This is a genomic window from Candidatus Thermokryptus mobilis (genome assembly GCF_900070205.1).
Taxonomy (GTDB): domain Bacteria; phylum Bacteroidota; class Ignavibacteria; order Kryptoniales; family Kryptoniaceae; genus Kryptonium; species Kryptonium mobile.
Genome location: NZ_FAOO01000004.1, coordinates 53,454 through 70,490 on the forward strand (window position 1 = coordinate 53,454; position 17,037 = coordinate 70,490).

The following is a 17,037-nucleotide window of genomic DNA, read 5'->3' on the forward strand; positions in this document are numbered from 1 at the left end:
TTCGGGTAATAATTATGTCGCTAAGGTTGGCTATTCGACAAATGGTGGTTTGGATTGGAATAATTTTATAATTGATACAATTCAGTTTGGTAATTGGCTCCCACGTAGAGCTGATTTGCCACAAGTTATGGTCAGTCAACAAGGCAATCCGTACTTCTTCTATTGGGTATTTCAAAATTCAAGTGATACATCTGGTTTATATATGTATACTTTCGGGATGAAGAAAAAACTGGATAAAAATATACCCCGTGCAAGATATGAGTATGCAGTGGCTCCATTTGTTATCACGCTAAATAATGTTGACTATGTTTATGTTGCTTATTATATTGATTCTTCGTATTACCTGATTTATTCAAACGACGGGGGTAATACATTTTCTCAACCGAAGGAATTGCAAACCTTTTGGGTGATGTGGCCATCTGATGATTGGAAACCGAGGTTTCAAATTGATAACTCAAATAAATTATATTTCTACTATTCATATATGGATTATGGTCAACCAGGCCAACCGCCTGCAGATAAAATGTATCACCTCGTCACTTATTCAGATGATTGGGGATCAACTTGGTCTGAGCCAGTTCAAATTGATACGAACTTTTATAATATTGATTTCAGAATAGTTGGTGATAAATTTGTCAAAAGTTACATTGATAACGAGGATGGGAATCTTTATTTACAATTAAGTTATGATCTTCTAAGCTGGACAAATAGAATAAGAGTAAATTCTATTGATAGTTCAGTCGCTGGTGGCTTTGAAACAGAAGTATATAACGATAAACTTGCGTTTGCATGGAAGGATAAAAGAACTGGTAATGAAGAAATATTCTATCGCTTAATGGAAATTCTGACAAAAGTTGATGAAAATACAATTCCAATTAATTTCGTCCTTTATCAAAACTACCCTAACCCATTCAATCCGTCTACAACGCTTGAGTTTGATATACCTGAAAGAACAAATGTAAAATTGATAATCTATAACATCCTGGGTTGTGAAATTGAGGTACTTTTAGATGAAGAGCTTGAACCTGGTAAATATAAAGTTGATTTCAACGCGAAAGATTTATCAAGCGGTTTATACTTTTACACTCTTAAAACACCCAAATTCACAAAAACAAACAAAATGCTTTTAATCAAGTAAAATTCTTTCTCTTCACTTCCCTCTCCCCTTGTGGGAGAGGGTTAGTGGTGATGTTAATTTTTTCTTTATTTTATCTCCCTTGCGGGAGGGATAAAGTAAGGACGAGGAATTTATTTTGAAAGTTTGAATCTTATCGGAATAACTATTCTAACCTTGATGGGCTTTCCTTGAGTATAAGCTGGTTTAAATTTCGTCTCCAATACCGCTTTTTTTGCTGTTTCATCGCAACCATAGCCTATCCCCTTTAAAACCTCTGCGAAATCAACATCACCGTTTTCATTTACATAAGCGAGGACATAGACAGTTCCTTCAATTTTGTTTTTTATTGCTTCTTCAGGATAAATGACTTTCTTTTGAATTGATTCAAGCCCGCCGATAATTTCAGGCATCTTCTCAGCCATTATTGAGTAACTCTCTTTCCTCGGCTCAAACTTTGGAGTTACGGGGGTATTGATTGATTTAGCTTTGTCATCGTTCATCTTTGTGCAAGATGCGATGATTAAAGCAATGCCGAGATAGAAAATCTTCCTTAGCATGGCGCGCACCTCATTTTTGTTTGATGTTGTTTTGTTCGGGATAAACCGTTATCTGTGGAATCCCGTAGACGATGACCATTTTGGTTTTCTCCCTATATGCTTGCGTTTCAAGTTTTGTCATTTCTATTGCTCTATCATATACAAAGACCGCAAGCAGAAATGAAAGCAAGAAAAGCATAAATATAACAGCAGAAAGCAACGGAGCTGGAATTGGAATTTCAACTTTGAACTTGCTCTTTACCTTATCTGTGATGCTTCTCTTCCTCAAACCTGTTATTTCAGGTCGTTTATCCTTTTGTAAAATCACTTCATCCTTTTTTGCTTCAGATTTGAATTTTAAAGTTATCTTCAAAAATTCCTGGCATTCCTTACATTCAAATATGTGTGAAAAAGCGATGTCAATGTTTTCTGGTATTTCACCGTCAATGAATGAACTTAACAACTCTTGGACATTTTCGCACTTCATTTTATATCATCTCCGTAATATTTTTTGAAAATTTCAACGAGTTTTTTTCTTGCCTTGAAAAGTTTTGATTTAACTGCTGGAACTGTGAGACCTGTTATTTCGGCTATTTCATTATAGCTCAAATTGTTCCATTCCCTTAGGATTAAAATCTCCCTATAGTCCTCATCAAGCAGGTTTAAAATTCTTTGCAATCTCTTTGTGTTCTCGTTCAGGTCAATTTTTCGTTCAAGGTTATCTTCCGAGATTATCTCCGTTTCTTCAATTTTTACTTTCTCTTTTTTATCTCTCAGGTAGTTTAGGCACTTGTTCCTTGCAATTTTAAAAAGCAGAGACGAAACCGATGAAATTTGATCAATTGTGTTTAATCTCTCGTAAAATTTCAGGAAAACATCATGCACGATGTCAAATGCTGTCTCTTCATCTGATATCATTCGCAGACAAAATTTATAGAGCGGAAGTTTGAGCCGTTCATAAATCTCCTCAAAGGCGGATTCATCACCGTTTCTAATTCTTTCAATTATTTCCCTGTCGTTTGTTCCTTCCATCAGGCAAAATTTCTTTTTTCCGCTCATTAATTATGACACCTGAAACAAGCGGAAGTTTCTAAATCAAATATGGTATAAACCTTTTCGTTTTCTTTGCGTAATTGATGTATTCATCGCCGTAAGCTTCAATCATATCTTTTTCCTCTTGGATTGCTAACCATACATATGATGCGGTTAAAATGGGCCAGAGAAAAAGCGTCACAACTGATGGCCAGTGTATTAACCATCCAAGTGTGAAAAGGAAAATACCCGTGTATTGTGGGTGTCGCATGAATTTGTAAATCCCGTCGGTGACAAGTCTCTCCGCTTTGTGAATTTTAGCCCAGCCAAGAGCTATCAAAATTACGCCGAATATACTGATAAGCGTTCCTATTTTTGCCGGAAGATGTCCGAATGTTTCAAAGTATTTTCTTGCTATGACAGGGACATCAAAAAACGGCGAAAGAAGAAAAAGGATAAGTGGCCAACCGAACATTTCGGTCATAAGAGCAATGATAAAAGCGATAAATGCGGTTTTTGATCTCCAGACATTTCTTGTTGGTTTTCTGTAAGTTAACAGTCCAAAAAATGCGATCACGACAATTATATTTACCACTATCAATCCCGGGGTTCCGAAGTTTTCCCTCAGCCATTTTATTGACTTTGGTGGACCCTCGTGATGTGGGGTGAGTTCAAATCCATAGATGAGCAAGAAAGCTATTACTCCTGCTATGCCGATATAATTAAAAATTTTTCGCCAGGACATTGTTAGCACCTCCGTTTGTTTTGAAGTTCCTTCCTTAAATTTAACAAAAGGCAATTTGTTTTTAATCCCTGTTTGAAATATCTTAATTTAGAACAAACCAAAAAAACCGCGAGGTAGTGAAAACGCCAGTTGTGATATGTCATTACCACGAAGTCGCCCTTAAGCAGAAAAATAGAAGAGTTTTTGAAAAGAAACTCAGAACTAACATAGCTTTTGCGCTTTCCGATTTAGTTGGTCAAAGGATGGTGATGCGAGGGTATGGTAGATTGAAAATTGTTTTGCCGTTTGGGTTTGATGAAAGGGAAAAATTTGAAATTGCGAAGTCAAGGTTGAGCAATGTCTTCGGCATAGTTAATTTTGGAATCGGTTTGTCGGTTGGGCTTGATATTGAAGATATTTGCAAAGCGAGTTTAAAAGTCATTGAAGGCAAATCCTTCTATACTTTCCGCGTTAAAACGAAAAGACAGAATAAGAATTTCCCGCTTAATTCCACAGAAGTAAATAAACAAGTTGGGGCATTTATAATTGAACACTTTAAAAATAATGGTGTGGATGTCAAAGTTGATCTGAAAAACCCAGATTTGACCGTTTATATTGAGATTGTTGATAAGGAGGCTTATGTTTACGCTGATAGATTTAAAGGTCCTGGTGGTTTGCCAGTTGGTTCAAGTGGTAAAGTTGTCGCTTTAATTTCCGCTGGGTTTGACTCTCCGATAGCGTCACTTTTGATGATGAAGCGTGGGGCTAAAGTTGTATTCGTTCACTTTCATAGCTATCCATACACGAGTTATGACTCCATTGAACAAGTGAGAGAAATTGTAAAGATACTGAGCAAGTATCAGCTTCATTCAAAACTTTACATCATACCGATAGCCGAGGCACAAAGGATAATTGTTTTGAATGCACCGGTTGGATTAAGGACAATTTTATATAGAAGGTTGATGGTGAGGATTGCCGAGAAGGTTGCTCAGATTGAAGGGGCTGAAGCGCTTGTCACGGGCGAAAGCTTGGGGCAAGTTGCTTCTCAAACATTGAGAAATATAAGGGTGATAAATCAAGTTGCGACTTTGCCGATACTTAGACCGCTGATCGGAATTGATAAGGTGGAGATAATTCAAAAGGCGAAAGAGATAGGGACTTATGAGATTTCAAGTCAACCTTATGACGATTGTTGTAGTTTTTTGACGGGAAGGCATCCCGAGACATGGGCTAATCTTGATGAGATACTTGAGATAGAGAGAAAGTTGGATTGGGACAATTTAATCCAGATGTCGTTTTCTGGAGCCCAAGTTGAGGATATTTATGCTGATTTTCTCACCAAGGAAGCAACCGAAAAAATTGAGGATTAAATTAATGGCAAAAATTTTACTCCTTTTATTTCTGTTTCAATTACTTAACGCTCAGTCGTTTAGATTAAGACGACCTGTGCCAGACCATATTCAAATCAATGGTTCGTACCTTTATGGGGAACCAAATATCCGAGATCCGCAAAACAGAGCTCACACCGGGGTTGATATCCTCGTCAGGTATGACACGGTCTATTCCGCTTGTGATGGTATAGTTTATTTCGTTGCTTATAACCCAAATGATACAGTTGGTGGATATGAACCAAATGGCGCGGGGAATTACATTTTCATAAAAGGGAAGTGGGAGGGTAAGGATTTGTATTTGTTGTATGGGCATCTTTCACGACCGCTTGTGAATGCGGGCGATAGCGTTAAAGCTGGTGACCCTATAGCGATTTCAGGAAATACGGGTTATTCAACCGGACCACATTTACATTTTGAAATTCGGCTTGGAAGCCCAAATTATAATGCTTTTAGAACAAGAAGAAATCCAGAATTATGGTTTGCGATGAAGGGAACAGGTGCAATTTATGGCAAGATTGTAAATGCCCCAAATTCAACCCGCGTTGATATATCTCCGGATCCAAAACCAAGACCTCCATACACAACTTTTAGCTATGCCTTGACTTATAATTTCAACGACCCATATATCGGAAGTGATGATGTTTACGGGGAAAATTATGCGATCGGCGAGGTTAAACCTGGAACTTACACAATTACTGCTCTGAATGGACTTTACAGGCGAACTGTCACGGTTAGGGCTGGCGAAGTGGTAAACGCAGATATTTCAACTGATGTGTTTGAAGAGATCGTTGCTGGAAGATTTGAGCTATTTCAAAATTATCCCAACCCTTTTAATTCAAGCACTGTGATAAGGTATTATCTCCCTGAAAGGGCTCATGTAATTTTAAAGGTTTATGATTTACTTGGAAGACAAGTTCAGATATTGGTTGATGAGGAAAAAGAAAGAGGACTTCATTATGCTGTTTTTGATGGGACGGGGCTTTCAAGTGGAGTTTATCTTTACTATATCAGAGCTGGAAGTTTTTCCGATTCAAAGTTTATGGTTCTTGTAAAATAAAAATGGGTTGAAAAATGCAGAAAATTGGTTTCATCGGGCTTGGCATAATGGGGGAGATGATGGCGAAGCGACTTTTAAGTAAAGGGTATCAACTTGTCGTTTATAACAGGACGAAGGAAAAGCTTGGAAAGCTTAAGGACGGAAACTTTAAAGCAGTTGATTTGCCAGCTCAAATTTGGGGTGAGTGCGAAATTGTGATTTCAATGTTAAGTGATTCAACAGCTGTTGAGTCAGTTGTATATGGTAATGATGGACTCTTGGGTTCGGTTAAGCCAGGGTTTATTCATATTGATATGAGCACAATTTCGCCATCAACAACGAAGAAACTTTACCTTGATTATAAAAATCGTTCTGCACATTTTGTGCATGCTCCAGTTCTCGGAAGCAGAACACAAGCCGGTGACGGAACGCTTTTGATTTTCGCGGGGGGCGATGAAGAGGCGATTTCAAAGTGCGAAGAAATTTTTAAAGTCCTTGGTCGCAAGTTATGGAGGTTTGATTCAGTTGAGAAAGCGACTAATTTAAAGATAGCGATGAATTCAATGATAGCAATGATGATAATCGCTTTATCGCAAGCGTTTGTTTTAGCTGAAAAATCAGGCATATCAAAAGAGGTTGTCCTTGAAGTCCTTGAAAATTCCGCTTTGAATTCCACGATGTATCAAAATAAGGGAAAAGCAATAATTGAAGGAAACTTCACCCCGAATTTTTATGTCAAACACATATTGAAGGACATAAATCTTTCGCTTGAAATAGCACAGGATATGAAAATTCCGATGCCAGTTATTTCGGCTGTTCGTGAGCTTTACATTTCAGCGCTTGCAAAGGGTTATGAGAATGAAGATTATAGCGCAATTTACAAAGTCATAGCAGAACTTGCTGGCTTGAAAATTTAAAGGTTTAGTATATGCGCTTTAAACTTCTGCTTTTCCTTGCTTTCGTTTTCTATTCATGTGCAACTTTAAGACCACCCTTTGAGTATGAACCGAAAATTATAATCGCTTGGGTTGTGAAGTCCGATACAACAAGTTACCTTTCACTTCAAAAGAATTCGTCTTTGATTTCAATTGCATCCCCTACTTGGCTTAGTATTGATAGCGTTGGTAATTTAATCGCTGATGTTGATTCAAATCTTTTAAATTTCGCCCGTCAAAATGATATACCTTTGATGCCACTTGTTGTGAATCATAGGTTTAGTGTGGGTGTGGCTGAGGCTTTGCTGTCAGAGCCAAAGACAAGAGAAAGAGTTGCTGATTCAATTTTGAAATTTGTGCTTGATGGAAACTACATCGGGATAAATCTTGACTTTGAGGGACCATTTGTTAATGTTCGGGATGGATATACGAAATTTGTTGAGCTTGTGAGCGCCAAACTTCACAATTACGGCAAAGTTGTAAGTATTGATGTGGTTGCAAAAACACAGGAAAAATTTGAAGGCTGGGCTGGCGTTTATGACTATGCCGAACTTGGTGAGGTTGTTGATTACTTTATCATAATGGGATATGACTACTCGGGTCGCCTTGACCCTCCTGGACCGGTCGCTCCGAAGTGGTGGGTTGAGAAAACGATAAAGTTCGCAATTTCGCAAGGCATACCAACAAGGAAAATTATACTCGGAATCCCATTCTATGGGAGATGGTGGAAAGAAGGGACACAAGGTCGTGGAATTTATCATCCGGAGCTTCAAAATGTAATCACCAAGTATGGGGTTAAAAGACATTGGGATAGGAAGGCGAAAACCCCATATTTAAAATTTAAAGATGAAAATGGCGTTGAAAATGTAATTTACTTTGAGGATGAAGAAAGTTTGACACATAAGATTGAGCTTGTTCATAAATATCGGCTTGCTGGAATTGCGATTTGGCGTCTTGATGGTGAGCCAGATTCGTTTTGGAGGTTAATTGAGCAAAAACTTCGCCCGAAGGAATTAAAAAATTAAAAAGGAGGGAAAGTTATGAAGTTAAAAATTAAAGCGATATTCGTTTTGGTTCTTTTTATATCAAGTGTTGTCTTCGCCCAATGGACACCAGATGTTATGATCAAATTCAAAAGAGTTGAACAAACGGCTATATCACCAGATGGTAATCTCATAGCTTACACTGTTTCTGTGCCGATTATGGAAGGTGAAAAATCAGAGTATTTGAGACACATTTGGGTTGTTTCTTCGGATGGAAAGATGAACTATCAATTCACTTTCGGTGAGAAATCCTGCACTGCGCCGGCTTTTTCCCCGGATGGCAAGTATCTTGCTTTTTTATCAGCAAGGGGGAGCTATGGGAAAAATCAGATCTGGCTTTTAAGATTAACTGGCGGTGAAGCTGAACAAATAACAAAGGTTAAAACAGGGGTTATTTCATTTAAATGGTCGCCGGACTCAAGGAAAATCGCTTTCACAAGCATTGATCCTGAAACTGAGGAAGAGATGCGAGCGAAGAAGGAAAAACTTGACATGATAGTCGTTGACAAAAACTTTAAATACGCCCATATTTATGTCGTCTCGCTTGATGAAAAAGAAAAAGGAGAGTACAAAGTCAAGAGGATTACCAAGGGTGATTTTCATGTGACTTCATTTGATTGGTCACCCGATGGAAAGTATATTGTGTTTTCACATCAAGTTAATCCAACTGCCGATGCCTGGACCACATCTGATATTTCAATTGTGCCCTCTGATAGCGGTGAGGTTAAGCCGTTAATCAAATGGAATGGTTCCGATTCAAATCCGAGGTTTTCACCCGATGGCAAGTGGATTGCTTTTGAATCGGATGGTGGGATGATAAAATGGGCAGGGCTTAGGTATGTCTATATCATACCTTCATCTGGTGGAGAGGCGAAACGACTTGCCCCAACATACGATGAAAATTGCATGATAATTGATTGGTCCGCTGATAGTAAAGCTGTCTATGTAAGCGAGGCATATAGAACGACATGGCGTGTTTATGCGTTGCCAATTGACGGTGGGAAACCAAGAGCTTTAACACCTGATAACGGAAATTATACGGGCGTTTCATTTAGTAAAAACGGTAAAGCGATGGCTTTTATATATCAAAACTCGGAAACACCACCGGATGTTTATGTGACCAATTTGAAAAAATTTGAACCGAAAAAATTAACAGATGTCAATTCCGACTTTCCAAAATATCCATTAGGGAAAACAGAGGTCATAACTTGGAGATCAAAAGACGGGCTTGAAATTGAAGGGCTTGTAACTTATCCAGTCAACTTTGAAAGAGAGAGGAAATACCCACTTGTTCTTCTTGTTCATGGTGGACCAGCTGGGGTTTTTACACAAAGCTACACAGCAGCTGGCGCTGTATACCCAATTCAAGCGTTCGCTCAAGAAGGATATGTGGTTTTAAGACCAAATCCAAGGGGAAGCAGAGGTTATGGTAAAGATTTTAGATTTGCGAATTATGAGGACTGGGGATTTGGTGATTATGAGGATCTGATGTCTGGAGTTGATAAGTTGATTGAGATGGGAATCGTGCATCCGGAGAGTTTGTGTGTTGCTGGGTGGAGTTATGGTGGGTATATGACTTCGTTTATAGTGACAAAAACAAAGAGGTTTAAAGCAGCAAGTGTTGGTGCAGGAGTGACTAATTTGATAAGTTTTACTGGAACGGCTGATATACCGAGTTTTCTCCCGATTATTTCAGAGGTGAATTTTGGGATAAGGTTGATGTTTATATGAGACATTCTGCAATTTTTAATGTTAAAGGGGTTACTACGCCAACGCAAATAATTCACGGTGAAACTGATGTCAGGGTTCCTGTATCTCAGGGGAAGGAGTTTTACAATGCATTGAAACGGCAGGGTTGCCCAACCGAGATGATAATTTATCCACGGACCCCGCACGGTGTTCAAGAGCCGAAGTTCATTGCAGACATAGGTAAAAGGATAATCGCTTGGTTCAATAAAAACCTCGGTAGGGACTTAAAGCTCACCGGGGAAAAATGAAGAATTTCAAAACAAAAACCCATTTAAGAAAATGAAGAGAATAATTTTAGCGATGTTTCTACTTGCGGGATTAATTCATTCACAGAGCAAAATTTTCCCGTTTAAAATAAACAAGGTTGTGCTTGAAAATGGACTTACTGTTTTGTCGGTCCCGTTTGATTCCCCGGGCATAATTGCTTACTACACTGTGGTCAGAGTTGGTTCAAGAAATGAAGTTGAGCCAGGTAAATCCGGTTTTGCGCACTTTTTTGAGCATATGATGTTTAGAGGAACAGAAAAATATTCTGAACATATATATAACGAAATTTTAAAACGCCTCGGCGCTGATTCAAATGCTTTTACAACAGCTGACTGGACCGCCTATCACATTGTTGCAAGTAGCGATGCCCTTGAAACTATAATTGACATTGAGTCGGATAGGTTTATGAATTTAAAATATACAGAAGAGCAGTTCAAAACAGAGGCGGGGGCAATCCTCGGTGAATACAACAAAAGCGCATCCAGTCCTTTTTTGGCTTTGTATGAAAAACTTCAAGACCTTGCCTTTACAACCCACACGTACAAACACACAACGATAGGATTTTTAAAAGATATACTTGATATGCCAAATCAATATGAGTATAGCTTGCAATTTTTTGACAGGTATTATCGCCCGGAAAATTGCGCAATTGTTGTCGTTGGCGACTTTGATCAAGAAAAATTGATTGAGCTTGTAAAAAAATATTATGGGAAGTGGGAAAGAGGAAATTACAAACCAGAAATTCCAAAGGAACCACCTCAAACGGAGGAAAAGATCGGACATATAGCTTGGAAGGGGAAAACGCTCCCGTATCTTATGATCGGATATCACATCCCTGAATTTTCAACGAAAAATATTGAGAGAGCATCGCTTGATATAATAGCTGAGTTATTGTTTTCAAAGACATCTCCACTTTATCAGAAACTCGTTATAGAAAAGCAGTGGGTTGACTTTATTCAAGGGTCTGTTCCAGATAGGCGTGATCCCTTTCTTTTCATAGTGACCACAAGGATAAAAAGTGAGGACTTGATTGATTCGGTGAAGAATGAGATTTTCAAAGCTATTGAGGAGTTGAAGACAAAACCGGTTTCAAAGAAACGACTTGAAGATGTGAAATCATATATGCGCTATTCCTTTGCGATGTCGCTTGATAATCCAAACAGCGTGGCTTATACAGTCGGTCATTACTTTCAGTTAACAGGTGATCCAGAGTCCGTTAACGAACTTTATGCTCTTTATGATAAGATCACGCCTAACGATATAATGAAATCAGCAAGAAAATATCTCACAAAGGAAAACAGAACAATTGTAACATTAACGGAGGAGAAAAAATGAAGCGGACAAAAATTTTAATTCTGTTAATAGCTATGGCGCTTCCATTGTTTGCTCAAGAATCAGGTATAAGGATCAAAGAGCTTTACAGCCCAAATTATCCGATCATAACTTTTAGGGTTATGATTGAAACTGGCTCAATAAACGATCCGAAAGGGAAAGAGGGATTGAATGCATTGACGATTTTAATGCTCGCTCAAGGAGGGACGAAGAATTTAAGTTATAAAAAACTTCAAGAGAAAATCTATCCGTGGGCAGCAAGTATAGGATACCAATTTGATAAGGAGGTCAGTGTGATAATAGGCGAAGTCCATAGAGATCACCTTGAGAAGTTTTATAAAATTTTCTCCGATTTGATTTTAAATCCGAGGTTTGATGAAAATGATTTCAAGAGGAATAAGGAACAACTTTTAAATTACATCAAAGCGACCATACGGAGTGGGAACGATGAGGAACTCGGGAAGCAAGCGCTTGTATCTTTTATTTATGAAAATCATCCGTATGGAGCGCCAGAATTTGGAACGGTTCAAGGGCTTAATAATATAACGCTTGATGATGTGAAGGAATTTTACAAGAGGTATTTCACACAGGGGAACATCATGTTTGGAATTGCTGGGGGATACCCGAAAGATTTGATCAAAAGAATTAAAAAGGACTTTTCAAAACTGCCACCTGGGAAACCCGAGAGGGTGCAGCTCCCCGAACCCGAAAAAATAAATGGGCTTGAATTTTTGCTTATTGAAAAGGAAACTCGTTCAACGGCGATTTCATTTGGTTTTCCGATTTCGGTAAACCGTTCGCATAAGGATTTCTATGCTTTGATGGTTGCGAATTCGTATTTTGGTGAGCATAGGACATTCAATGGAATTTTAATGCAAAAAATAAGAGGACAGCGCGGGTTAAATTACGGGGATTATTCTTACATTGAACATTTTGTTCAGGATGGTAGTTCAACCTTCCCTGTGCCAAACATACCGAGAAGGCAACAATATTTCAGCGTCTGGATAAGACCTGTTGAGAACAAAAATAGACATTTCGTTCTAAGACAGGCTATAAGGGAGCTTGAAAACCTTGTTAAAAATGGATTGAGTCAAAAGGACTTTGAATCAACGCGGGAATTTTTGCTTAACTACTCAAAGTTATGGGTTCAAACTCTCAACAGACGCCTTGGCTATATGATGGACTCCGATTGGTATGGGATAGAATACTTCATTGATAAAATTCAAAAGGAGCTTTCAGAACTTAAGATTGAGGATGTCAACAATGCCGTGAGGAAATATCTCAATTTTGAAAACATAAAAATTGTTGCTGTCACGAAGGATGCAGAATCATATAAGCAGGATTTGGTTTCAAATAAGCCAAGCCCTATAACTTATGTAAGTCCTGTATCTAGATCAATCCTTGAAGAGGACAAAATCATTCAAGAATACAGACTTGATGCGAAACCGGAAAAATTTAGGATAGTTCCCGTTGATTTGATATTTGAGAAATGAAAGCAAGTGCCCCTGGCAGGACTCGAACCTGCGACACGCGGTTTAGGAAACCGCTGCTCTATCCATGCTGAGCTACAGGGGCTGGAACCGTTTTAAAATTAAAAAAACGAACGTAAAAAATCAACTATTTTCTCTGCGTTTTTTCAGAAAGTTTTGAACCTCGTCCAAATTCATAGCATTGAGAACATCTTCCTTTGTCAACATTCCTTTACGTGCCGTCCCGAGCGAAAGAAGTGTATAATGAATCTCTCCGATCGCATGCGCATCAGGATTTATGCTTATTTTGACGCCTTTTTTCTTGGCGTAATTTATAAACCTCCAATCAATATCAAGCCGATGCGGATTTGCATTGAATTCAATGGCGACACCAAGTTTTGACGCCTCATCAATTATCCTCTTCATATTAACCGGATAACCATCCCTTCCAAGAAGGAGACGTCCTGTCGGGTGACCGATTATCGTAACATACGGGTTTCGCATTGCTTTTAAAATTCTCTCAGTTGCTTCTTCCTCCGTCATCTTGAATTTGCTGTGAATTGATGCAATGACAAAATCAAATTTACTTAACACATCATCTGGATAATCAAGCGAACCATCTGGAAGTATATCTACTTCGCTACCTTTTAAAATTTTTATCTTGAATTTTTTCTGTAGTTCGTCAATTTCACGCCATTGTTGAATCAATCTCTCTTCAGTTAAACCGCCCGCATAATAAGCAGATTTACTATGGTCGGATATTCCCACAAATTCAAAGCCGAGTTTTTCGCATTCAGCTATCATATCTTCAAGCGTGTCGGAACCATCGCTGTAGGTTGAATGAATGTGAAAATGCCTTTTAAATCCCTTTCGGTTAAAAGCTCTGGAATTTCACCTCTTAAGGCAAGTTCAATTTCATCAAACCCCTCCCTTAACTCTGGTGGTATAAAATTCATCCCAAAAGCTTTAAAAATTTCCTCTTCGCTTGTAAATTTCATCTTGTCTGAATTTTTAAAAATACCGTTCTCGTTAAGCACAAAGCCATTCCTCTTAATATGCTCTTCAAAATTTCTTAGAAAATCTTTGCTCCCGGTTGTATAGAAAACCTTAAAAGCGTAATCTTCGTCCGCAAGTATGAAGTCAACATTCATCCCTGAATTTGAAAGCAAACTTATAAAATTATCGGCGGAACTGATAACTCTAATTGATGGGAATTTCGTGCTTATCAAGTTAATTATATTTTTGAACTCATTTTTCCTTGCTTTCAGGACGACATCAATATCTCGTATTATTTCCCGTTTTCTTCTGAAACTTCCTGTGATTGTGAAATTGTCTTCGCCGAGGTGATTTCTGATGAATTCGTTTACAATTTCGGCAGTTTCAAATGCAGAGGGTAAAAGGTGATATGCAGATGAGCGTTTCAGACGTTCAATTTCTTTGAGAACTTTCTCTTGTATGGTTTTCCCAAATCCTTCAAGTTTTAGGAGGCGGTTTTCTTTACATGCATATTCAAGTTCGGCAAGCGTTGTGACGCCAAGTTTTTCATAAATTGCTTTTATTCTTTTCGGACCCAAACCACGAATTTGAAGAAGCTCAAAAAGTCCCTCAGGGATTGATTTTTTTAAGTCATCGTAATATCTAAGCCCACCCGTGTTGACGAGTTCTTTTATCTTTTCAAAAAGATTCGGACCTATACCTTTAATTTTAGCAAGTTCTCCCGTTTCAACAAGTTCCTTCAAGTCACCTTTCAACTCTCGTATTATTCTTGATGCGTTGCGATATGCTCTCGCTTTAAATTCAACCTCGCCTTTTAATTCAAGAATATCGGCTATCTCTTCAAGTATTTCTGCTATTTGCTTTTTATCCATTTTTTAAGCGAATATCTTGGAAAAGAAATAAATTTGTAACAATGTTGCAAATATGCCTACAACTGCTCCGATGACAACCTGCCAAAAAGTATGGACTTTTAAATACAACCTTGACCAGCCAACTATGGGTATCAGTAGGAAAAAAGGAAGGATTTTATAACCGAATATCCATGTCATCAGCGTTAAAGGACCACTCAAGCCCGCAGAATGTGCGCTTATTTTCCAGCGTGAGTTTATCAGTGCAATTAAAAGTGTATTTGAAACATAGCACCACTGACCGGCTATGATCAACCAATGTGCTCTGAAATACAGTAAAATTAAAAAACCAATAAAAGCGCTTACGACCGCAAAAAGATAAGGGATTGTCCTTTTCTCCCGTTCAGGTATAAATGGATGGTCAATTCTACCCCTATAGATCAGATAATAAATAAAAGCGGTTGGAAGGATTGAAGTAAAGGTTATGGTTGTAAATGCTGATATAAACTTCATTTTTATGTCCTGTTCAAGATACAATGAGATAAAAAGAAAGGAACTCATGCTGACAAATTGTGGAGCGAGAATTAAAGAGATAAATTCAGCTGTTTTTTGCTTATTTAAGCTAGTTAAGAAGTCGTATAGTTTTTCGGCGTATCTCATATGTGCTTTGTAGATTTATTCAGAAGTTGACCCCAAATGTCAATGTGAGGTTGATCCCGCCAAATTCTTTCAACGGTCTGCCGCGAAGCGATTCAATCCCTTTTGAATAAGGGATGAAATAATATCTTACGCTCAAACCACTTATCGTCCTTGGGTCAAGACCTATGTAAGCCCCAGCGCCTATATAAAAGTTAACAGTGTAATGGGCTCTGCCATATTTCAGACTGCTGAAGAATTCTTTTTCATATGGTGTTGTGAATATAAGTGTTGGTCCGGCACCAGCTGTGAGGAAAGGTCGCAAATTATCGGATAGTTCATCTTTAAAAAGGCGATATTGAATTGAGAAGGAAAGAGGCATTACAAGTATTCTATTAACCTTGTTGGGGACAAAAGTTTGCCCAGTCCAAGGGTCTATATATTCAACTTCTGTCTCATCTTTCGCTGTCATAAAATTTAAATTCGTTTGAATGAAATAAACATCACCAATTTTATATCTGAAAAATGTCCCAAGGGCAAAGCCATTTGTAGCAACTGAAAGGTCAATACCCCATGATTTTTTTAATCCAGCAGTATCCACAAGTTTATAATCGGGAGGGGCATCGTAGACGATCAACGAATCCCTGCGCTTATCTTGCGATTGAAGTAGGGAAGATATGATAAAAGTTGCAAAGATGATTAAAAAAAGTTTTTTCATTTCGTCACCTCGTTCTAAATTTAGCGTAAACCTTCAAAAACTTTAACTTTTTTCAACAACAGCAAGTTCCGAAGTTTTTCATTCAACGAGCCACTTTTTCCTTTCAATGATTTTCCTCTTTTCAGCCGTTGGTTTGGGTTCATATCTGATTTCTTCAATTTCATCTTCTTTAACATCAGGATACACATAGATTTCATACTTGAAATTACGCACTATTATCTCGTTTTCATTATGCGCAATTACATATTGTGGAAGTATCGGGATTTTACCTCCACCGCCAGGGGCATCTATGACATAGTATGGAACTGCAAGTCCAGAGATATGACCTCGGAGCTTATCCATTATTTCAATTCCGACTTTTATTGGGGTCCTAAAATGATTTGCACCTCTTGTTATATCGGCTTGGTATATGTAATAAGGTCTAACTCTTATTGCGAGAAGTTTTTTCATAAGTTCTTGCATAACATATGGATCGTCATTGACGCCTCTTAATAGCACCGTTTGATTTCCGACAGGTATTCCAGCGTCAGCTAGCATCTCGCAAGCGCGTTTACTCTCGGGCGTTATCTCCCAAGGATGGTTGAAATGTGTGTTAACATAAATCGGATGATATTTCTTCAGCATATTGCATAAATTTTCAGTTATCCTTTGGGGCAAAACACAAGGCATCTTCGTCCCAATTCTTATTATTTCAACATGGGGGATTTCCCTTAACGCTTTTATTATCTTCTCAAGCATATAATCCGTCAACATCAACGGGTCCCCACCAGATAAAATTACATCTCTGACCTCAGGATGATTGCGTATGTATTCAATTCCATCTTGGATGAATTTCATATTTATCTTGCTTGAATCCCCGACTTTTCTTTTTCTTGTGCAGAACCTACAATACATTGAGCATTGGCTTGTCACAAGGAAAAGGACTCTATCTGGGTATCGGTGTGTAATGCTTGGCACAGGGCTCATCGCATCTTCATCAAGCGGGTCCTCGGGCATGGCCTCGTCTTCAAGTTCCTTTATATCAGGAAAACACTGAAGCCAAATCGGGTCACCCTTGTATCGTATAAGGCTAAGGTAATATGGATTTATTCTCGCCGGGTATCTTTCTATAATTTTTCTCATCAAGTCCTTATCAACTCCAAATACCTCGGCGAAGTCCTCCGCTGTGTCTATGCTTTGTCTAAGTAATTCCTGCCAGAGTTCCATTT

General features: G+C 38.3%; 18 protein-coding genes and 1 tRNA gene. 9 read left to right on the forward strand and 10 right to left on the reverse strand.

Annotation, left to right across the window (positions count from 1 at the left end):
- A partial coding sequence (locus FKZ43_RS03415) for a T9SS type A sorting domain-containing protein (protein ID WP_181180238.1) occupies nucleotides 1-1,138 on the forward strand: 1,138 nt, incomplete at its 5' end.
- Nucleotides 1,139-1,248: 110 nt separating this feature from the next.
- Here FKZ43_RS03415 and FKZ43_RS03420 read toward each other — a convergent pair.
- Genes FKZ43_RS03420 through FKZ43_RS03435 form a run of 4 tightly spaced genes read right to left on the reverse strand, consistent with a single transcriptional unit; the run spans nucleotide 1,249 to nucleotide 3,430 of the window.
- Nucleotides 1,249-1,674, reverse strand: a complete 426-nt coding sequence (locus tag FKZ43_RS03420) for an energy transducer TonB (RefSeq protein ID WP_140944485.1) — start codon at nucleotides 1,672-1,674, stop codon at nucleotides 1,249-1,251.
- A gap of 10 nt (nucleotides 1,675-1,684) precedes the next feature.
- On the reverse strand, nucleotides 1,685-2,140 hold the full coding sequence (locus FKZ43_RS03425) for a zf-HC2 domain-containing protein (RefSeq protein ID WP_140944486.1): 456 nt from the start codon (nucleotides 2,138-2,140) through the stop codon (nucleotides 1,685-1,687).
- Nucleotides 2,137-2,712: an RNA polymerase sigma factor gene (locus tag FKZ43_RS03430; protein WP_140944487.1), complete on the reverse strand. Its 576-nt coding sequence runs from the start codon at nucleotides 2,710-2,712 to the stop codon at nucleotides 2,137-2,139. Before FKZ43_RS03430 ends, FKZ43_RS03425 begins: the two co-directional genes overlap by 4 nt.
- A 31-nt stretch (nucleotides 2,713-2,743) precedes the next feature.
- Nucleotides 2,744-3,430 (reverse strand): methyltransferase family protein, encoded by a 687-nt coding sequence (locus FKZ43_RS03435; RefSeq protein ID WP_140944488.1) that lies wholly within the window; start codon nucleotides 3,428-3,430, stop codon nucleotides 2,744-2,746.
- Nucleotides 3,431-3,546: 116 nt separating this feature from the next.
- Here FKZ43_RS03435 and thiI point away from each other — a divergent pair, with 116 nt between their 5' ends.
- From thiI to FKZ43_RS03475, 8 genes are read left to right on the forward strand one after another with little or no spacing between them, the layout of a single operon-like run.
- Nucleotides 3,547-4,779: a tRNA uracil 4-sulfurtransferase ThiI gene (gene thiI, locus FKZ43_RS03440; protein WP_140944489.1), complete on the forward strand. Its 1,233-nt coding sequence runs from the start codon at nucleotides 3,547-3,549 to the stop codon at nucleotides 4,777-4,779.
- A gap of 4 nt (nucleotides 4,780-4,783) precedes the next feature.
- Nucleotides 4,784-5,857, forward strand: coding sequence for a M23 family metallopeptidase (locus FKZ43_RS11675; protein ID WP_320415042.1), 1,074 nt, complete (start codon nucleotides 4,784-4,786; stop codon nucleotides 5,855-5,857).
- Between the two features lie 14 nt (nucleotides 5,858-5,871).
- Nucleotides 5,872-6,753 (forward strand): NAD(P)-dependent oxidoreductase, encoded by an 882-nt coding sequence (locus FKZ43_RS03450; protein ID WP_140944491.1) that lies wholly within the window; start codon nucleotides 5,872-5,874, stop codon nucleotides 6,751-6,753.
- Nucleotides 6,754-6,764: 11 nt separating this feature from the next.
- Entirely contained in the window at nucleotides 6,765-7,796 is a 1,032-nt protein-coding gene (locus tag FKZ43_RS03455) for a glycosyl hydrolase family 18 protein (protein ID WP_140944492.1), read from the forward strand.
- 15 nt (nucleotides 7,797-7,811) lie between these two features.
- On the forward strand, nucleotides 7,812-9,545 hold the full coding sequence (locus tag FKZ43_RS03460) for a S9 family peptidase (RefSeq protein WP_140944493.1): 1,734 nt from the start codon (nucleotides 7,812-7,814) through the stop codon (nucleotides 9,543-9,545).
- Nucleotides 9,542-9,811: an alpha/beta hydrolase family protein gene (locus FKZ43_RS11645; RefSeq protein WP_140944494.1), complete on the forward strand. Its 270-nt coding sequence runs from the start codon at nucleotides 9,542-9,544 to the stop codon at nucleotides 9,809-9,811. Before FKZ43_RS03460 ends, FKZ43_RS11645 begins: the two co-directional genes overlap by 4 nt.
- Before the next feature lie 31 nt (nucleotides 9,812-9,842).
- The gene (locus FKZ43_RS03470) at nucleotides 9,843-11,165 is read left to right on the forward strand and encodes a M16 family metallopeptidase (RefSeq protein WP_140944495.1); all 1,323 of its coding nucleotides are present in this window, start codon (nucleotides 9,843-9,845) and stop codon (nucleotides 11,163-11,165) included.
- Nucleotides 11,162-12,655: a M16 family metallopeptidase gene (locus FKZ43_RS03475; protein ID WP_140944496.1), complete on the forward strand. Its 1,494-nt coding sequence runs from the start codon at nucleotides 11,162-11,164 to the stop codon at nucleotides 12,653-12,655. Before FKZ43_RS03470 ends, FKZ43_RS03475 begins: the two co-directional genes overlap by 4 nt.
- Nucleotides 12,656-12,662: 7 nt before the next feature.
- Here the strand turns inward: FKZ43_RS03475 and FKZ43_RS03480 are convergent.
- From FKZ43_RS03480 to FKZ43_RS03505, 6 genes are all read right to left on the reverse strand, one after another.
- Nucleotides 12,663-12,737, reverse strand: a tRNA-Arg gene (locus FKZ43_RS03480).
- A gap of 38 nt (nucleotides 12,738-12,775) precedes the next feature.
- On the reverse strand, nucleotides 12,776-13,435 hold the full coding sequence (locus FKZ43_RS03485) for a PHP domain-containing protein (RefSeq protein ID WP_235894670.1): 660 nt from the start codon (nucleotides 13,433-13,435) through the stop codon (nucleotides 12,776-12,778).
- Nucleotides 13,432-14,499, reverse strand: coding sequence for a helix-hairpin-helix domain-containing protein (locus tag FKZ43_RS03490; RefSeq protein WP_140944498.1), 1,068 nt, complete (start codon nucleotides 14,497-14,499; stop codon nucleotides 13,432-13,434). The genes FKZ43_RS03485 and FKZ43_RS03490 overlap by 4 nt, the downstream gene beginning before the upstream one ends.
- 3 nt (nucleotides 14,500-14,502) lie before the next feature.
- A complete protein-coding gene (locus tag FKZ43_RS03495) occupies nucleotides 14,503-15,135 on the reverse strand; it encodes a phosphatase PAP2 family protein (protein WP_140944499.1) in 633 nt (210 codons plus the stop codon).
- Between the two features lie 19 nt (nucleotides 15,136-15,154).
- Nucleotides 15,155-15,829, reverse strand: coding sequence for a hypothetical protein (locus FKZ43_RS03500; RefSeq protein WP_140944500.1), 675 nt, complete (start codon nucleotides 15,827-15,829; stop codon nucleotides 15,155-15,157).
- Nucleotides 15,830-15,907: 78 nt separating this feature from the next.
- Nucleotides 15,908-17,035 carry a KamA family radical SAM protein gene (locus FKZ43_RS03505; protein WP_140944501.1) on the reverse strand — a complete coding sequence of 376 codons (1,128 nt, stop codon included), beginning with the start codon at nucleotides 17,033-17,035 and terminating at the stop codon, nucleotides 15,908-15,910.
- Nucleotides 17,036-17,037 lie beyond the last annotated feature (2 nt).